We start from the raw sequence: 15,116 nt of genomic DNA, 5'->3' as shown, positions 1-15,116 counted from the left end.
GGTTCGCAGGTGACGGGCGATTTGGTCATCACCTCGTCGAGCTGGCGGTCGAGCGCTGCGGGACCATAGGACGACATCAGCCGGACAAGGTCGCGTTCGGAAAAAATGCCGACGATCGCGTCGCCCTCCATCACCGGCACCGCGCCGATACGGTGCTGGGCGAGCAGGTCAAGCACTGCGCGCACCGTGTCTTCCTTGCGCGCCGATATTACTGGGCCTGTGCGCCCGTGAAGGATCGCTCCGATCGTCATGCCTTGCCGCTCCCCATGTCGATTCATTGGAGTACAAGTCTATCATGATTCGCGGCAAAGCCGAAACATCTGGCCGCTTTCCATTCGCGCTTGGCCTTGGTCCCGGCTTGGTTCATGGAAGCGCCATGGTCAAACCCTCCCCGCTCGACAAAGACTCCACCGCGAAAATCGCGTGGGCGCGCTATCGCCGCCTGATGCGCGGCATGGTGCTGGTGTCGCTGCTCGCCGTCGTCGGCGCGCTCGGCTGGCTGCGTTTCAGCATGGGCGAGGCGCTGACCGTCCATATGATTATCGCGACCGCTGCCGGAGTCGGCCTGTCGGTCATGCTCGGTGCCGCGCTGATGGGGCTGGTGTTCCTGTCGAGCGGCAGTGGCCATGACGAGGCGATCGAAGACCCGTTCGAAAACGATCCGGACATGAACCATGACCGATAGTGCTTCCTCCGAAGCCTGGCGCGACCCGATTCTGCGGGTGGTTCCCGCTCCCGCCGATATCAATAGCAATGGCCATATCTTTGGCGGCTGGGTCTTGAGCCAGATGGACATCGCCGGCGGCATCGTCGCGGCGCGCATCGCGCAAGGCCCAACCGCGACGGTAGCGATTGAAGCGATGGAGTTTATCGCGCCGATCCTGCTGCGCGACATCATCTCGGTCTATGCGCATCTCGAACGCCGCGGACGCACGTCGATGGGCATCCGCATCGAAGTGATCGCGACGCGCGGGCGCGGACAGGAAGAGGTCAAGGTCACCGGCGGGCTGTTTACCTTTGTCGCGCTCGATGAAAATCACCGGCCGCGGGCATTGCCGCCGGTGTGACCCGGGTGGAGGCGGCGAATCAGCCGTCTTTCAGTTTCTGGCGAAAGCTATGCGTCACGCTGTCATTGGCAGGCACGCGCACGCGCCAGACCCAGCTGCTGCCGCGCCGCTCCCAACCCTCGGGCGGCGGATCGATCGCGAACGGGATCAACATCTCGACCTCGGCGTCGAACGGCCGCGCGTTGGTCAGGGTGACCTGCCAAATTTGATAAGCACTCTTGGCATCGCGCTCCTGGACTACGGCGCGAAACTGCACCGCCGGGCTTTGGCCGATATCGTAATCGACCCGCTCGTCCTTTGCCTTGTCGCCGATCACTGCCTCGCCGACGAGCAAGCGCTGGCCGCCAACGTTCTCGAACACCGCCGCAGTCCCGGCGGGCAGCGCGAGCCCCAGCCCGTCGGCTTCGCGGTTCTGAACGCGCAGGCGCATCATCAGCGGTTGCGGCTGGTTGTTCTGGTATAGGGTCGCCGCATAAAGCTGCTCGACCGCGACTTTGTCCTTGGCGAGCAAGGCGACCTGTTTTTGACCCTTCGCCGACACATCGACACGGAAGGGGACGCGGTAGAATTTGAGATCCCCCAGATCTTCGGCTGGTGGCGGTGGCGGTGGTGGTGCAGGAGCGGCGACCGGGGCGTACATCAACATCTCGCGCCGATCGATACGACTGGCAGTGACCATCACCTCCTCGGCGGCGTCCATTGCAAACTCTTGCTCGAACGCGATGATCGGCGGCAATTCCCACAGCGGATGGGTGCTAGTGATGTCCATCGGCCAGCATTTCAGCATCAGCCGTCCCGGGGTGCTGCGCGGCAATGGCGGGCTGTACACCTTGTTCAGCCGCCCAGCGATCACGTTGAGCTGCGCACCGGGAAAGCTGGTGACGCCGCCATTGGCGACCGTGATCCAACCGGTCAGCCCCAGCGTCTTGCCGTCCGATCCGCGGTCGGCGACATAATTGGCCGCCCAGTCGAAGCCTTCGGCGAGATAGAGCAGCTGTACGGTCACCGTGCGGGCGGTCCGGCTTTCGACCAACACCGACAGCGTCGGCTTGGCCGACAAATCCTTCGGCACACGCGAATAGAGCATTCGTTCGGGAAGCCCCGAACAGGCAAGCGCCTCGAAGCCTCCTGCGGCATTTTGCAGGATCACGCCACCGTTCGGGCCGGCCTGGATCACCGCCTCCTGCTCCACGACCTTGCCAGTGGCGCGGTTGGTGCGGCGCAAAGTGACGCTGCGTTTCAAATACGCGTCGACCAGCCCCGCGGGAGACAGCAGCCGCGCGTCGCGATTTTTTTCGATCAACCCGTCGGGCAGACCGCTGACCACCGCGGTTTCGGGCAGCAGCCCCTCCGCGACGCCCTCGAATCGCAGCACCGATGTCCCGGCGGGCAAGGTAACCGTTCGCGTTTCGGTGATGAAGGCGAAACCCTGCGGCCAGTTCGGGTTGATCGCGCCGCGACCGCGGTTCGGGGCGCGATAGACGGTGACCGCCGCGTCATCAATTTTTGCCGACACGACGATCGCCGGTTCGGCCTGCGCAAGCGCCAACCCCGGCGCCAGCAGCGCCGCGATCCATGCCAGCAGGAGCGCACCCCGCATCATACGCGCCTTAGTAGCGCGTATCGAATGTGACGGTGACGTCGGTCTTTCCATTTGCGGGCACGGGCACCTGCCATTCGACGCGGTCGGCGGAGATGCGTTCGCCCTTCAGGCTTTCGTCGGTGATCCGCACGTCGCCATGGAGCCCATCCTGCGCTAGCAGCACCGTCACCGGCGCCGGACGGGCATTGGTGACCGTATATTTCATCTTGGTCACCCAGCGCGAATCGCCCTTGCGGGTGCGCGACACGACGGTCGGCTGCAGCTTGACGTCGAAGGCGTCGCCGGTGCGCAGCGACATCGCCGATCCCATCGGGGTGTGCCCAATATTATTTTCGCCGATGAACTGCGGGTCGCCGCGCGCGTCGCGCATGTAGACGCGGATCGTCCCCGCAGGCAGTTGGTCGCCCAGCCCGCCCTGGCGCGAGGTCGAAAAGCGCAGCACGCTAGCGGTACTCACTGCTTCGTTGCTGCTCCCCAGCCACCGGTTGACATATTCATAGGTCGATTGCGCGGGCGCACCCTTCACATCGAGAAAGCTCACCTGTTTTTGCTGCGCGTTGGCGATCGTCGTCCGTGCAGCGAGCGGATAGAGATAATAGTCGCCGAGCCGTTCGCGGTCGTTGCTTCCCGTCCCGGCGCTGTCCATCGCGCCCGTCATCTGGCGAAACCCCCCGCCCCCGCCTGGATTGCCCGCAACGAGCAAGGTCCGCGCATTGGTAAAGGTGGTTCCGGTGCTATTGGTCAGCGTCACCCAGCCCTGAATGTCCATCGCGCCCTTCGCCGCGTCGAACAGCGCGACATAGTCGGCGGTCCAGCCCAGATTGGGGGTAAGGTATGACAGCCGCGTCGGGATCGTCCCGGCATTGACCGCATCGACCGTTACCGACAGCGTCGGGCGGGCGCGCAAATTGGGCGGCAGGCGGTCGAACACCGCGCGCACAGGCAGGCCGTCGTCGCGCAGCACCTCGATCCGTTCGCCGATCTGGAGCACGATGCCGCCATTTGCCGCGAGCACCTTGGCGCGCTCGGTACGCTCGGCGCCGGTCGCGGGGTTGGTGCGGACCAGCGTGATCGACTGGCCGACCGCCTTGTCCATCAATTTGTCGGGAGTAAGCAGATCGAAATCGAAATTTTGTTCGACAATGGCGATACCCGGACCCGACAGCGTCACCGTTTCGGGGCGGATGCGCGCCGACACGTCGGGAAATTCGATGCGATTGCGCCCTGCGGCAACGCTGAGCTGGCGCTCGTCCTGCACCAGCGACTGACCGTTGTTATAGATGGTGACCGCGACATCGCCCTGCGCATTGCCCGGCATGCCGTCCTGCGCCGCCACAGGGACGCCTGCCAACGCACCAGCGACGACAATCGCCCCGCAAGTCCTTGCCAAAGCGCGCATAAAAAAGCCTCCCCGCAGATCGTTCCGCGGGGAGGCTATGTCATGCGCCGGTCAATGACCAGCGCGAAGATGTACCTTCACTCGGCGGCTTCCACGCCGGGGCTGCGCGTCGCCAGCGTGCGGCGGGTGCGGCGCGGCTTGGCGGCGGGCGCTTCGTCGCCGCCGTCGGTCTCAGCGTCGGCTTCGACGATGCGCTCGGGGCGACCGATGGCCGGGGGCAGCACCGCTGTGTCGATGCCGGCGTTGCCGCCATCATCGTTGCTGTCGACCTCAGCCGCGCGCGGGCGCGGGCTGCGACGTTTGGTGCGCGGCGCGGGCGCTTCCTCGGCAACGGTTTCGACGCTGCTGGCTCCGGCGTCGTCGCCATCGCTGCTCCGAACGTCATTGCGTCCCTCGTCGCGATCGCGGCGCGGGCGGTCCTGCGACTGGCGGTTGCCGCGATTATCGTCATCGCGGTCGCTGCGCGTGTCGCGGTTGCCACGCGCTTCGCGCTGGCTGCGCTCGGGACGGTCGCTGCGTTCATTCCGGTCGTTCCGGTCGCCGCGATCATTCCGTTCGCCGCGGTCGCTCTCGCCATTGTCGTCGCGGTCGGTGTCCATATCCAGATCGCTGTCGTCATGGCCGTCGAAATCTTCGACGCCGCGAATCTCGCGCTGGCGATCCTGGCCGCGATCCTGGCCGTTCTGCGCGTTCTTTTCTTCCTGGCGGAGGCGGAAATCGCTCACGACGCGGAAATAATGATCGGCGAACTGAAGGTAATATTCGGTCTGGACCCGGTCCCCGGCCAGCTGCGCATCGCGCGCCAGGTTGCGGTATTTCTCGATCATCTGGGCACCGTTGCCGCGGGCGCGGCTGTCGATGCGATTGGCCTGATCGACCCCACCGCGGCCACCCGATTGCGGGCGGTTATTGTTGTTGCTGTTGTTATTGTTGCGGCCGCGACGGCGACCGCTTTGGCGGTTGTTCATGTTCAACTGAGACATCCTGTCGAAAAGCTAAATAAGCTAAGCCAACCCCTTTTGGCCGATCGCGCTGTTTACGCGTCGTGCCCGCGCGCCTTGCGCGGTTCTTGCCCTTTACCGCTCGTCTGGACCGAAGCCCGGTACGAACATCGTAAGTGGGAAGCAGATCCGCCGGACCAGTATCGATGCTTATGCATCGCCAAAGGTACCCCAGCCGGGTCTGTAACTTGCCCCTAACCCGCTTTGCGGCGAAAACCAAGCAATATTTGCGCGGGCGGTCAGGGGCGGGTCAGCAAAAGCGCCCGGTCGCGGCCAGCCAGATCCTGGCGGCAGGCGACGGTGAATCCTGCGGTTTCAGCAAGATCGCTGACCAAGATGTGCTGCGTCGCGCCGATTTCAAGGATCGCGGCGCCCCCGGGGGCCAGCAGGCGCAGCAGATCGGGGATGATGCGCCGGTAATCGTCGAGCCCGTAAGCGCCGGCAAACAACGCGCCCGCCGGTTCATGGTCGGCGACATCGGGCATCAACGGCTCGTCGGCGCCGATATAGGGCGGGTTGCAGAGGATGATGTCGAACGGACCTTCGATGCCTTCACCCCAGTCGCCCGACTGGAAGATGGTGCGACCCGCCATCCCAAGGTCCGCGGCATTGTCGCGCGCATAGGCCAGCGCCTGTTCGGACATATCGACACCCAGCCCCGTCGCCGCCGGAAACTCGCTGAGCACCGCGAGCAGCAAGGTTCCCGGCCCGGTACCGAGATCGAGTACCCGCGGCGGCCAGCCAGCGCCCCGCTCACGCGCCAAGTCGAGGCACGCCTCGACCAGCGTTTCACTGTCGGGACGGGGGATCAGCACCCCCGGCCCGACCGCGATCCGCAGCGTCCAGAAATCGCGATAGCCAACGATATAGGCGATCGGCTCGTGCGCCATGCGACGGGCGATCAGTTGGGCGTATAGTTCAGGCACGTCAAACCGCGCCGGATCGAGCAAAACATCCTGCCGCTCGACCCCCAGCGCATGCGCCATCAGCAGTTCGGCATCGAGCCGCGGCGTATCGCTGATCCCGGTGAGCAGATTGGCAGCGGTGCGGATATTGTCGGCGACCTCGCTCATGTCCAGTCAACCACGCCCCGTTCCGTTCGCGTCGAGCGAAGTCGAGACACCCCGCCGCATAGCGCTATTCCGATGGGCATCCCGACTTCGCTCGATGCGAACGGGTTGGGGGGATGCAACGCCCACCCCTAACCCCTCCCGCTTGCGGGAGGGGGACTAGTCACCCAACCCCGCCAGCCGCTGCGCCTGATCTTCGGCGATCAGCGCGTCGATCAGCTCATCCATCGCGCCTTCGATGATTTCGGGCAGGCGGTGGAGGGTCAGGTTGATGCGGTGGTCGGTCACCCGCCCCTGCGGGAAATTATAGGTGCGGATGCGTTCGGAGCGGTCGCCCGACCCGACCATCGACTTGCGCGCCGACGCTTCGGCGTCGTGGATCTTCGCGCGCTCCAGATCATAGAGCCGCGCGCGCAGCACCTGCATCGCCTTGGCGCGGTTCTTGTGCTGGCTGCGCTGGTCCTGCTGGATGACGACAAGGCCGCTGGGAATATGGGTGATGCGGATCGCGCTGTCGGTGGTGTTGACGTGCTGACCGCCCGCGCCGGACGCGCGGTAGATGTCGATCTTGAGGTCGCTGTCGTTGATCGCGACGTCGACCTCCTCGGCCTCGGGCAGCACCGCGACGGTCGCAGCGCTGGTGTGGATGCGCCCCTGGCTTTCGGTGGCGGGGACGCGCTGGACGCGGTGGACGCCGCTTTCGAATTTGAGCTTCGCAAAAACGCCTTGGCCTGTCACCGAGGCGACGACTTCCTTGTAACCGCCCATTTCGGCCTCGTTGGCGGAGATGATTTCGACCCTCCACCCCTGCCCGTCGGCAAAACGGCTGTACATGCGCAGCAGGTCACCCGCGAACAGCGCCGCCTCGTCGCCCCCGGTCCCGGCGCGGATTTCGAGCATCGCCGCGCGCGCGTCAGCGACATCCTTGGGCAGCAGCTGGAGCGCAAGGTCGTGCTCGGCAGCGGGGAGTGCGGCTTCGAGCGCCACGATTTCCTCGGCCGCCATCGCCTTCATCTCGGGGTCGGCGAGCATTTCGGTGAGCGACGTCAATTCGCCGCGCAGCCGCACCACTTCGCGCGCCGCGGTGGCGACGGGTTCAAGCTCGGCAAACTCCTTCGACGCCGCAACGAAGTCCGCGGGCGCCATGTCGCCGGTCGCCATGCGCGCTTGAAGGGCGGCGTGGCGCTCGATGATGGCGTCGATCTGGCGTTCGGAAACTTGGGTCATCAGAGTGCGCGAATAGTCTGGTCGGCCACAATCGTCAGCTCGCTGTCGCCACGCATATTGGTGTACGAGACGCCATCGCGCGTACCGATTGCAATCAGCGCGCGAGCAGGAATCTTTGCCGCTTTGTCGAAACGCTTGCGCGGCGAGCCGCTCGCGACGATTTCGGTCGCAAAGCCACGATTGCGCAATGCCGCGAGCGTCTTCATCGCTAGTGTCAGCTGGCCATCGTCTTCAACGGCAATCACGAAGTCTAGTCGGCAATCGATGACGTCGTCGGCAACCAACATCGCCAACCGCTCGATCCCCGCCGCCCAGCCGACCGCGGCCGTCGGCGGCCCGCCAAGCGCCTCGATCAGCCCGTCGTAGCGGCCGCCGCCTAGCACAGTGCCCTGCGCGCCCAGCCGATCGGTGACGAATTCAAACGCCGTGTGCCGATAATAGTCGAGCCCGCGCACTAGCCGGGCGTTGCGTTCCCACGCGACGTCCGCGGCGTCCAAGCCCGACGTAACTGCACCGAAGAAATCCTGCGCTTCGGCGGTCAGAAACGCATCGATGTCGGGCGCGCTGTCAGCGATCGGGCGGTCTTGGGGATCTTTGCTGTCCAGAATGCGGAGCGGATTCTTGTCAAGCCGCGCGAGGCTGTCTTCGGACAGCTCGCCGCGGTGCGCTTCGAAATGTTCGACCAGCGCCGCGCGCCAAGCATCGCGGCTCGCCGCATCGCCGAGCGTGTTGAGCGTCAGCGTCACGCCTTCGGCGATCCCCAATTCCTTGAGTAGCTGGTCAGCGAACACCAGCAGTTCTGCATCGGCGAGCGGGCTGTCGCTGCCCAGCACTTCGGCGTCAAGCTGGTGAAACTGGCGATAGCGCCCCTTTTGCGGGCGCTCATAGCGGAACAGCGGGCCGTGGGTGGCAACCTTCAGCGGCGCGAATTGCTGCCAGCCGTTGGTGATGTAGGCGCGCGCGATGCCCGCGGTGAATTCGGGGCGCAAGGTGATCGATTCGCCGCCGCGGTCGTCGAACGAATACATTTCCTTCGACACCACGTCGGTCGTCTCACCCAGCGAGCGCGCGAACACCGCAGTCGGCTCGATCACCGGCACCTCGATACGCTTGTAGCCGTAGAGGCGGCGCACCCGTTCGAAGGTATCGACGACATGCGCGAAACGGTCGGCGAAATCGCCCAGCATGTCCTGCGTGCCGCGCACGGCCTGCGGGGTCGGGATTTTGGCGGATTTGTCCTTGCTCATGGGCGCGGCGTCTAATCGATTTTCGCGGAGGCGCAAAGTCCAACAAACCCCACCCCTTCAGGGGATGGGCAGCGAGACATGGTCCGGCGACAGCCGGGCCTTTTGTCGAGCGGGCTGGGCGCCATCGGCCATGGCGCCACCTCGCTGGCCCCCACCCTCCCCTGAAGGAGCGGGGCTAAGTCTGGACCTCACGCCCATTTCCCGGCACAATCCCGCAATGAAAAAACAACTGCTAGTCGCTGTCGCCCTGATCGCAATCATCCCCGCCGCTTCTGCCCAAAACGGCAACAGCCGCCCGCAGCCGGTCGTGCAGCCACTGACCATCCCGCTGCCCGCCGACAAACCCTATCCAGGCACCATACAGCTGAAAGTCGATGCCACCGACGTTGCGCGCGGCATCTTTCATGTCCGCCAGACAATCCCGGTCGCCAAGCCCGGCAAGCTGACCCTGCTCTATCCCGAATGGCTGCCCGGCAAGCACGCCCCGCGCGGCGCGATCGCCGAAATGGCGGGGTTCAAACCCACCGCGGGCGGCAAGCCGCTGAGCTGGACGCGCCAGCCGGCCGACGTTCATGCGTTCGACATCGATGTTCCCGCCGGGGTCAAAAGCATTGACGTCGCGTTCGATTTCCTGTCGCCCACCCGCACCAGCGAGGGCCGCGTCGTCGTCACCCCGGCGATGATGAACCTGCAATGGGAACAGGTCAGCCTCTATCCCGCAGGCTATTTCACGCGGCAGATCCCGGTTCAGCTGGAAGTGACGCTGCCCGACGGGTGGACCGGCGTCGCGGCGCTCGACGGGCTGAAGGTCGCGGGTAATCGCTACAGCTATGCGCCGACCAATTATGAGGTGCTGGTCGACAGCCCGATGTTCGCGGGCCGCCATTTCCGCAAGTGGGATTTGGGCCAGAATGTGACGCTGAACGTCGTTGCCGACGAAGCCAAATACCTCGACGCCCGCCCCGACCATATCGCGCGCCACGCGGCGCTGGTGTCGGAGACGGTGGCGCTGTTCGGATCGCGCCCGTTCGACCGCTATGAATTCCTGCTCGCGCTGACCGACGAGCTGGGCGGGATCGGGCTGGAGCATCATCGCAGCAGCGAAAACAGCCGCAATCGCGACTATTTCACGGCATGGGACGAGAATGACCATGAACGCGGGCTGCTGCCGCACGAGTTGGTGCATAGCTGGAATGGCAAATATCGCCGCCCCGACAAATTATGGACCCCCGACTACCGCACCCCGATGCAGGGCAATCTGCTGTGGGTTTACGAAGGCCAGACCAGCTATTGGGACCTGGTGCTCGCCGGCCGGTCGGGGATGCAGTCGAAAGAGATGATCCTGGCCGAATGGGCGACCCACGCGGGCTTTTATAGCGTGCAGCCGGGGCGTGAATGGCGATCGGTCGAGGATACGACGCTGGACCCGGTCATCGGCGCGCGCAAACCCAAGCCCTTTGCCAGCTGGTCGCGCGGCGAGGATTATTACAATGAGGGATCGCTGACTTGGCTCGAGGCCGACCTGCTGATCCGCCAGGCGACGAACGACGCCAAAAGCCTAGACGATTTCGCGCGCGCTTTTTTCGGCGGGCGTGAGGGGGATTGGGGGCAGGACAGCTATAATTTCGACGATGTCGTCGCGGCGCTGAATGCGGTACATCCCAATGACTGGGCGCGTTTCCTGCGCGACCGGTTGCAGGCGCCGGGGCAAGGCGCGCCGGTTCGTGGCATCGAGCGCGCGGGATACCGGCTGGTGTGGCGCGATGCGCCCAACGTCTTCGACCGCGACCGCATGGCGCAGGCAAAAAATTACGACCTGACCCACTCGCTCGGGATGACGCTTAACAAAGACGGTGACGCGAGCGCGGTCCTGTGGGACGGTCCGGCGTTCAAGGCGGACATCGTCAACGGCACCAAGATCGTCGCCGTTGACGGCATGAGTTACAGTAAAGACCGGCTGGAGACCGCGATCCGCGCCGCAACCGACGGCAAGACCCCGGTGCGGCTGCTCGTCGAGCGCGGCGGGCGTTATCGTCAGATCGACCTCGCCTATCACGGCGGGCTGCGCTGGCCGCATATCGAAAAGGTCGGCAGCGGGCCGGACTGGTTCGACCGGCTGTTCGCGCCGAAACGGGCGCTATAAGTCCTCCCTGTCGCGAAGCGATGGGGAAGGGGACCGCGCCCGTAGCGCGTTGGTGGAGGGGCCGCGGCGTCGCGCCATAGCCCCTCTGTCAGCGGTTGCGCTGCCACCTCGCCATGACCTGCGGCCACAGGGAGAGACTCCCTTCACCCTCGACTTTTCGCGCTTTCCGGCGCTAAGGGGCGCCCGACTCAAAAAACAAAAGGACTCCACTCTCCCATGCGCATCGACCTGATCCCCGCCGGCGACAGCCCACCCGATAGCCTGAACGTCCTGATCGAAGTGCCGATCGGCGGCGAGCCGGTGAAGTATGAATTCGACAAGGCGTCGGGCGCCCTGTTCGTCGATCGTTTCCTCCACACCCCGATGCGCTATCCCGCCAATTACGGATTTGTGCCGCACACGCTGGGCGAAGACGGCGATCCGCTTGACGCGCTCGTCGTCGCGCGCTCGCCGATCGTCGCTGGCGCCGTCGTAAAGTGCCGTCCGATCGGCGTGCTGCTCATGGAAGATGACGCTGGCGGCGACGAGAAACTGCTCTGCGTCCCGGTCAACAAGACTTTCCCCTACTATGCCGATGTCGCAAGCTACACCGATATGCCGCCGATCGTTCTGCAACAGATCGAGCATTTCTTCACCCACTACAAAGACCTTGAACCCGGCAAATGGGCGAAGCTCAACGGCTGGGGCGACGTTGACGAAGCCAAGCGCATCATCGTCGAATGCGTCGAACGCGCCAAGCAGGCCGGTTACTGAGGATCGTCGCCCCCGCGACGGCGGGGGCCGCGGGCCGCCTTTTGCGGCTCAGTTGCTGACTTGGGCTTGGAGGCAGCCACCGGCTTGGTCGCCGCTTCGGGCCGGTCGCGGACATGAAGGTCGCGCTGCGGGAACGGGATTTCGATCCCGGCTTCCTGAAATTTGTCCCAGATGCTCAAGAACACGCCGCCCTTGATATTGCCGACCCCGCCCTCGGGATCGGTAATCCAGAAGCGCAGTTGATGGTCGACGCTGCTGTCGCCAAAACCCGTGATCCAGCAGACGGGCGCCGGTTCTTCCAGCACACGCTTCGATTCCTTCGCGGCCTCGATCATCAGGCGCTGCGCGAGGCGGAGGTCGGTGTCATAGGCGACCCCGACTTCGATCTTCACGCGCACCGCGCGGCTGGAATAGCTCCAGTTTTCGACCTCCTGGGTCATCAGATTCTCATTGGGAATCAGATGCTCCTTGCCCTCGCGCGTGATCACCGACACGGCGCGCACCCCGATCTTGTTGACCCAACCGAAACTGTCGCCAACAACAATCACGTCGCCCGGTTTGATCGACCGGTCCATCAGCAGGATGATGCCGGCGATCAGATTGCCGACGGTTTTCTGGAGCCCGAAGCCGATCGCCAGTCCCAGCGCGCCCGAGAACACCGCGAATGCGGTGAGGTCGATGCCGAGCATGTCGATGCCGACGAAAAACGCCGCGACGATGATCACCACGCCTGAAATCTTTTCGATCAGCAGCCGCTGCGTCGGATCGAATTTGTCGCTGCCCTTGATCATCCGGCGCAGCACGCGGTTGGCGACGCGGACGATCGTAAACAGGATGACGACGGTCAGCAGGATGTTGATCGCCGACAGCAAGGAGAAATGGCGCGCGCCGACCGAGAAGCCGACGCTGTCCAGGCGTGCCTGCAGCATTTCAAGCCCGCCGACCGCGCGCGACAGCATCACGACGAGCGCGACAAAGGCACCCGCGAGCGCGATCCCGTCGCCCAGCCCGACCCCGACCAGAATGTTGCGGATCAGCACCGCAATGCTGATCGCGAGCACAATATCGAGCAGCAGCAGCGCAAATGGGTCCCATGGCCACGCAGCGATGACGATGCCGACAAACAACAGCGCGGCCAGCCAGCCAACCATCGCTGCGGCGCGTGCAGTCAGCGGCCCGGGCGCACCAAATTCCTGCCCGTGCAGCCAGTCAGCGAGCCGCGTGCCGAGGCGCCGCTTGACCAGCCAGCCGATGCCGAGCGCCAGTGCGCCGAGCGCCGCAGCGATCGCGAGTTCGGCCAGCCGCGCGTCGGCGAGCGAAGGAAAGCCCATCCGGGCGGCAAGTTCGTCGATGCTCATCATGGCGCGGTCATTGCGCCGAAGCCCTTTTCGAGATCGGCGATCAAGTCGACGGGATCTTCGAGCCCGATCGACAGGCGGACGAGCGGGTCTGGATCGTTGCGCGGCGTCGCAGTGCGGATGGGATTGCTGGGTACGACCAGACTTTCATAACCGCCCCAGCTGAACCCGATGCCGAACAGCGACAGTGCGTCGATGAAGCGCGTGCGCGCGGCGGCGGCGGCGCCGCTCAGGGTGAAGCCGAACAGCCCGCTGGTGCCGCCAAAGTCGCGCGACCAGATTGCATGGCCGGGGTCGCCCTCGCGCCCGGGATGGAGAACACGCCCGACTTCCGGCCGCGCTGCGAGCCAGTTGGCGACTGCCATGCCGTTTTCGCCGTGCCGCTGCATGCGAACATCAAGCGTCCTGAGCCCGCGCAGCATCAGCGCGCAATCGTCGGGCGATACCGCCTGCCCCAGCTGATACGCCGCGCTGCGCAGCCGCGGCCACATCGCTTTCGTGGCGGTGAGCGACCCCATCATCGCGTCGCTGTGGCCGCCAACATATTTGGTGAGGCTCATCATCGTCACATCGACGCCGTGCGCCAACGCGGGGAACAACAGCGGTGTCGCCCAGGTGTTGTCGAGCATCGTCAGCACGCCGCGGTCGCGCGCGACCCGGGTGATTGCGGGAATATCCTGCACCTCGAAGGTCAGGCTGCCCGGCGATTCGAGGAAGATCAACTTGGTTTGCGGGGTGATCAGGTCGGCGATGGCCGCCCCGATCAGCGGATCATAATAGGACGTCGTCACGCCATAGCGCGCAAGCAAACCATCGCAAAAGGCACGCGTCGGTTCATAAGCACTGTCGACCATCAACAGATGGTCACCGGGCGCGAGCAGCGCGAGCAGCCCCGCCGAATTGGCCGCAACCCCCGACGGATAGAGCAACGTCCCCGCCGCGCCCGCTTCCATGCCGGTCAGCGCATCGGCGAGCGCCCATACCGTCGGGGTACCGCGGCGACCGTAATACAGCTTGTCGTGCGTTGCGTGTCCGCGCGCCTCGAGGTCGGCGATATTGTCGTAAAGGATCGTCGAGGCGCGCCACACCGGCGGATTGACGACGCTGCCGCCCAGCCGCGGATCGCCGGTCCACTCGGGCCGCCGCCCGCCTTGCACCAGCTTGGTGGCAGGGCGGAGGTTCTCGTCGTCGCTTTTGCTCATCGACCCTTGTTAGCGGAGCAGGGAGCAAAATCCAGTGGCTGGGACCTACGCCCGCGCAGCGGGCCGTTGTGAGTCAAAACAGCGCTACGCGCAGGGAGATGGACTACCCCGCGCGACACGCCATAAGTTTCAAGCCGCGCCGGTTGCCTTCGGCGTCGCCGGGTCGGCGCCCCATTCGGTCCAGCTGCCGTCATAAACCGCGACATCCTCTTTCCCGAGCAAATGCGCGCCAAAGGCCACGACGGTCGCGGTCATGCCGCTGCCGCAGGTGGTCACCAGCGGCCTGTCGAGGTCGATCCCGGCGGCATCGAACGCGGCCTTCAGATCGTCGCCCTGTTTCCAGGTGCCGTCGGCGTTGAACAGCGCGCTATGCGGCAAACTGCGCGAATTCGGGATGTGGCCGGGGGCGAGGCCCGGGCGCGGGTCGCGTTCTTCGCCAGTAAAGCGCGCCGCGGGACGCGCATCGACGACCTGTTCGGCGGCGCTGTCGACATTGGCGAGCATCTGGTCCTTGGTCCGCACCGCCTTGGCATCGCGCCACACGGTGAAGTGGCGGTGGCGCAGCGTCTGCTTACCCATTTCGAGCGCCCGGCCTTCGGCTTTCCATTTGGCGAGGCCGCCGTCGAGCAGCGCCACATCGTGTGCGCCGAACAGTTTCAGGAGCCACCAGGCGCGCGCCGCGCTTTTCAGCGGGCTGTCGTCGTAGAGCACGATGCGGCTGCCGTCGCCAAGGCCCAACGATTGCATGCGGCTGGCGAATTTTTCGGCCTGCGGTGCCATATTGTCAATGTCGCTCGACGGGTCGGTCAGTTCGGCCAGGTCCATGAACACCGCGCCGGGGATATGCCCCGCTTCATATTCGGCGCGTGCGTCGCGCCCGGAGTCGCCCAAGAATTTCGTCGCGTCAACGACCCGCAGGTCCGACGCCCCCAGTTCGCGTTCCAGCCAGTCGGTTGAGACCAAGGCGTCCATGTCATGCTCCTGTTGCGACCGATCGGAACCTTGTTGTCCCTTCGCCGGTCATCCTGCGCTGTTCTTTCCGGGGA

The 15,116-nt window shown here is 65.0% G+C and carries 14 protein-coding genes (1 of these 14 running past the window's edge); 4 read left to right on the top strand and 10 right to left on the bottom strand.

What is annotated here, in order from left to right; translation table 11 throughout:
- Window positions 1–251 carry the 5' portion of a CBS domain-containing protein gene (locus CDQ92_RS04855; protein ID WP_088440199.1) on the bottom strand. 175 nt of this gene lie to the left of the window's left edge, so only the first 251 of its 426 coding nucleotides appear in the window; the start codon lies at window positions 249–251; its stop codon lies beyond the left edge, outside the window.
- A 125-nt stretch (window positions 252–376) separates the two neighbouring features.
- On the opposite strand from CDQ92_RS04855, the gene CDQ92_RS04850 reads away from it, so the two are divergent.
- Window positions 377–685 (top strand): hypothetical protein, encoded by a 309-nt coding sequence (locus CDQ92_RS04850; protein ID WP_088440587.1) that lies wholly within the window; start codon window positions 377–379, stop codon window positions 683–685.
- Window positions 675–1,067, top strand: a complete 393-nt coding sequence (locus CDQ92_RS04845) for an acyl-CoA thioesterase (RefSeq protein ID WP_088440198.1) — start codon at window positions 675–677, stop codon at window positions 1,065–1,067. Before CDQ92_RS04850 ends, CDQ92_RS04845 begins: the two co-directional genes overlap by 11 nt.
- 19 nt (window positions 1,068–1,086) lie before the next feature.
- Here CDQ92_RS04845 and CDQ92_RS04840 read toward each other — a convergent pair whose 3' ends face one another.
- From CDQ92_RS04840 to hisS, 6 genes are all read right to left on the bottom strand, one after another.
- Window positions 1,087–2,670, bottom strand: coding sequence for a DUF4139 domain-containing protein (locus tag CDQ92_RS04840; RefSeq protein ID WP_188682205.1), 1,584 nt, complete (start codon window positions 2,668–2,670; stop codon window positions 1,087–1,089).
- A gap of 7 nt (window positions 2,671–2,677) precedes the next feature.
- Complete coding sequence (locus CDQ92_RS04835; protein ID WP_229667058.1) at window positions 2,678–3,988, bottom strand: DUF4139 domain-containing protein; 1,311 nt, start codon at window positions 3,986–3,988, stop codon at window positions 2,678–2,680.
- Between the two features lie 158 nt (window positions 3,989–4,146).
- Window positions 4,147–5,037 carry a DUF4167 domain-containing protein gene (locus CDQ92_RS04830; protein WP_229667000.1) on the bottom strand — a complete coding sequence of 297 codons (891 nt, stop codon included), beginning with the start codon at window positions 5,035–5,037 and terminating at the stop codon, window positions 4,147–4,149.
- A 272-nt stretch (window positions 5,038–5,309) separates the two neighbouring features.
- Window positions 5,310–6,143: a peptide chain release factor N(5)-glutamine methyltransferase gene (prmC, locus tag CDQ92_RS04825; protein ID WP_088440195.1), complete on the bottom strand. Its 834-nt coding sequence runs from the start codon at window positions 6,141–6,143 to the stop codon at window positions 5,310–5,312.
- Window positions 6,144–6,299: 156 nt separating this feature from the next.
- Complete coding sequence (prfA, locus tag CDQ92_RS04820; protein WP_088440194.1) at window positions 6,300–7,367, bottom strand: peptide chain release factor 1; 1,068 nt, start codon at window positions 7,365–7,367, stop codon at window positions 6,300–6,302.
- A complete protein-coding gene (hisS, locus tag CDQ92_RS04815) occupies window positions 7,367–8,614 on the bottom strand; it encodes a histidine--tRNA ligase (protein WP_088440193.1) in 1,248 nt (415 codons plus the stop codon). Before hisS ends, prfA begins: the two co-directional genes overlap by 1 nt.
- Before the next feature lie 217 nt (window positions 8,615–8,831).
- Here hisS and CDQ92_RS04810 point away from each other — a divergent pair, with 217 nt between their 5' ends.
- A complete protein-coding gene (locus CDQ92_RS04810) occupies window positions 8,832–10,757 on the top strand; it encodes a M61 family metallopeptidase (protein WP_088440192.1) in 1,926 nt (641 codons plus the stop codon).
- Window positions 10,758–10,973: 216 nt separating this feature from the next.
- Window positions 10,974–11,510 (top strand): inorganic diphosphatase, encoded by a 537-nt coding sequence (ppa, locus tag CDQ92_RS04805; RefSeq protein WP_088440191.1) that lies wholly within the window; start codon window positions 10,974–10,976, stop codon window positions 11,508–11,510.
- Here ppa and CDQ92_RS04800 read toward each other — a convergent pair.
- The 3 genes from CDQ92_RS04800 to sseA form a co-directional block, all read right to left on the bottom strand.
- The gene (locus CDQ92_RS04800) at window positions 11,504–12,871 is read right to left on the bottom strand and encodes a mechanosensitive ion channel family protein (RefSeq protein ID WP_088440190.1); all 1,368 of its coding nucleotides are present in this window, start codon (window positions 12,869–12,871) and stop codon (window positions 11,504–11,506) included. The two genes, ppa and CDQ92_RS04800, sit on opposite strands and share 7 nt — an antisense overlap.
- Window positions 12,868–14,070 carry a cystathionine beta-lyase gene (metC, locus tag CDQ92_RS04795; RefSeq protein WP_088440189.1) on the bottom strand — a complete coding sequence of 401 codons (1,203 nt, stop codon included), beginning with the start codon at window positions 14,068–14,070 and terminating at the stop codon, window positions 12,868–12,870. The genes CDQ92_RS04800 and metC overlap by 4 nt, the downstream gene beginning before the upstream one ends.
- A 129-nt stretch (window positions 14,071–14,199) precedes the next feature.
- Window positions 14,200–15,042 carry a 3-mercaptopyruvate sulfurtransferase gene (sseA, locus tag CDQ92_RS04790; protein ID WP_088440188.1) on the bottom strand — a complete coding sequence of 281 codons (843 nt, stop codon included), beginning with the start codon at window positions 15,040–15,042 and terminating at the stop codon, window positions 14,200–14,202.
- Window positions 15,043–15,116 lie beyond the last annotated feature (74 nt).

Origin of the sequence: Sphingopyxis bauzanensis (genome assembly GCF_002205675.1) — a bacterium.
Classification (GTDB): domain Bacteria; phylum Pseudomonadota; class Alphaproteobacteria; order Sphingomonadales; family Sphingomonadaceae; genus Sphingopyxis; species Sphingopyxis bauzanensis.
The sequence above is the reverse complement of the archived record's forward strand: the minus strand, read 5'-3'. Positions and strand labels throughout refer to the sequence as shown.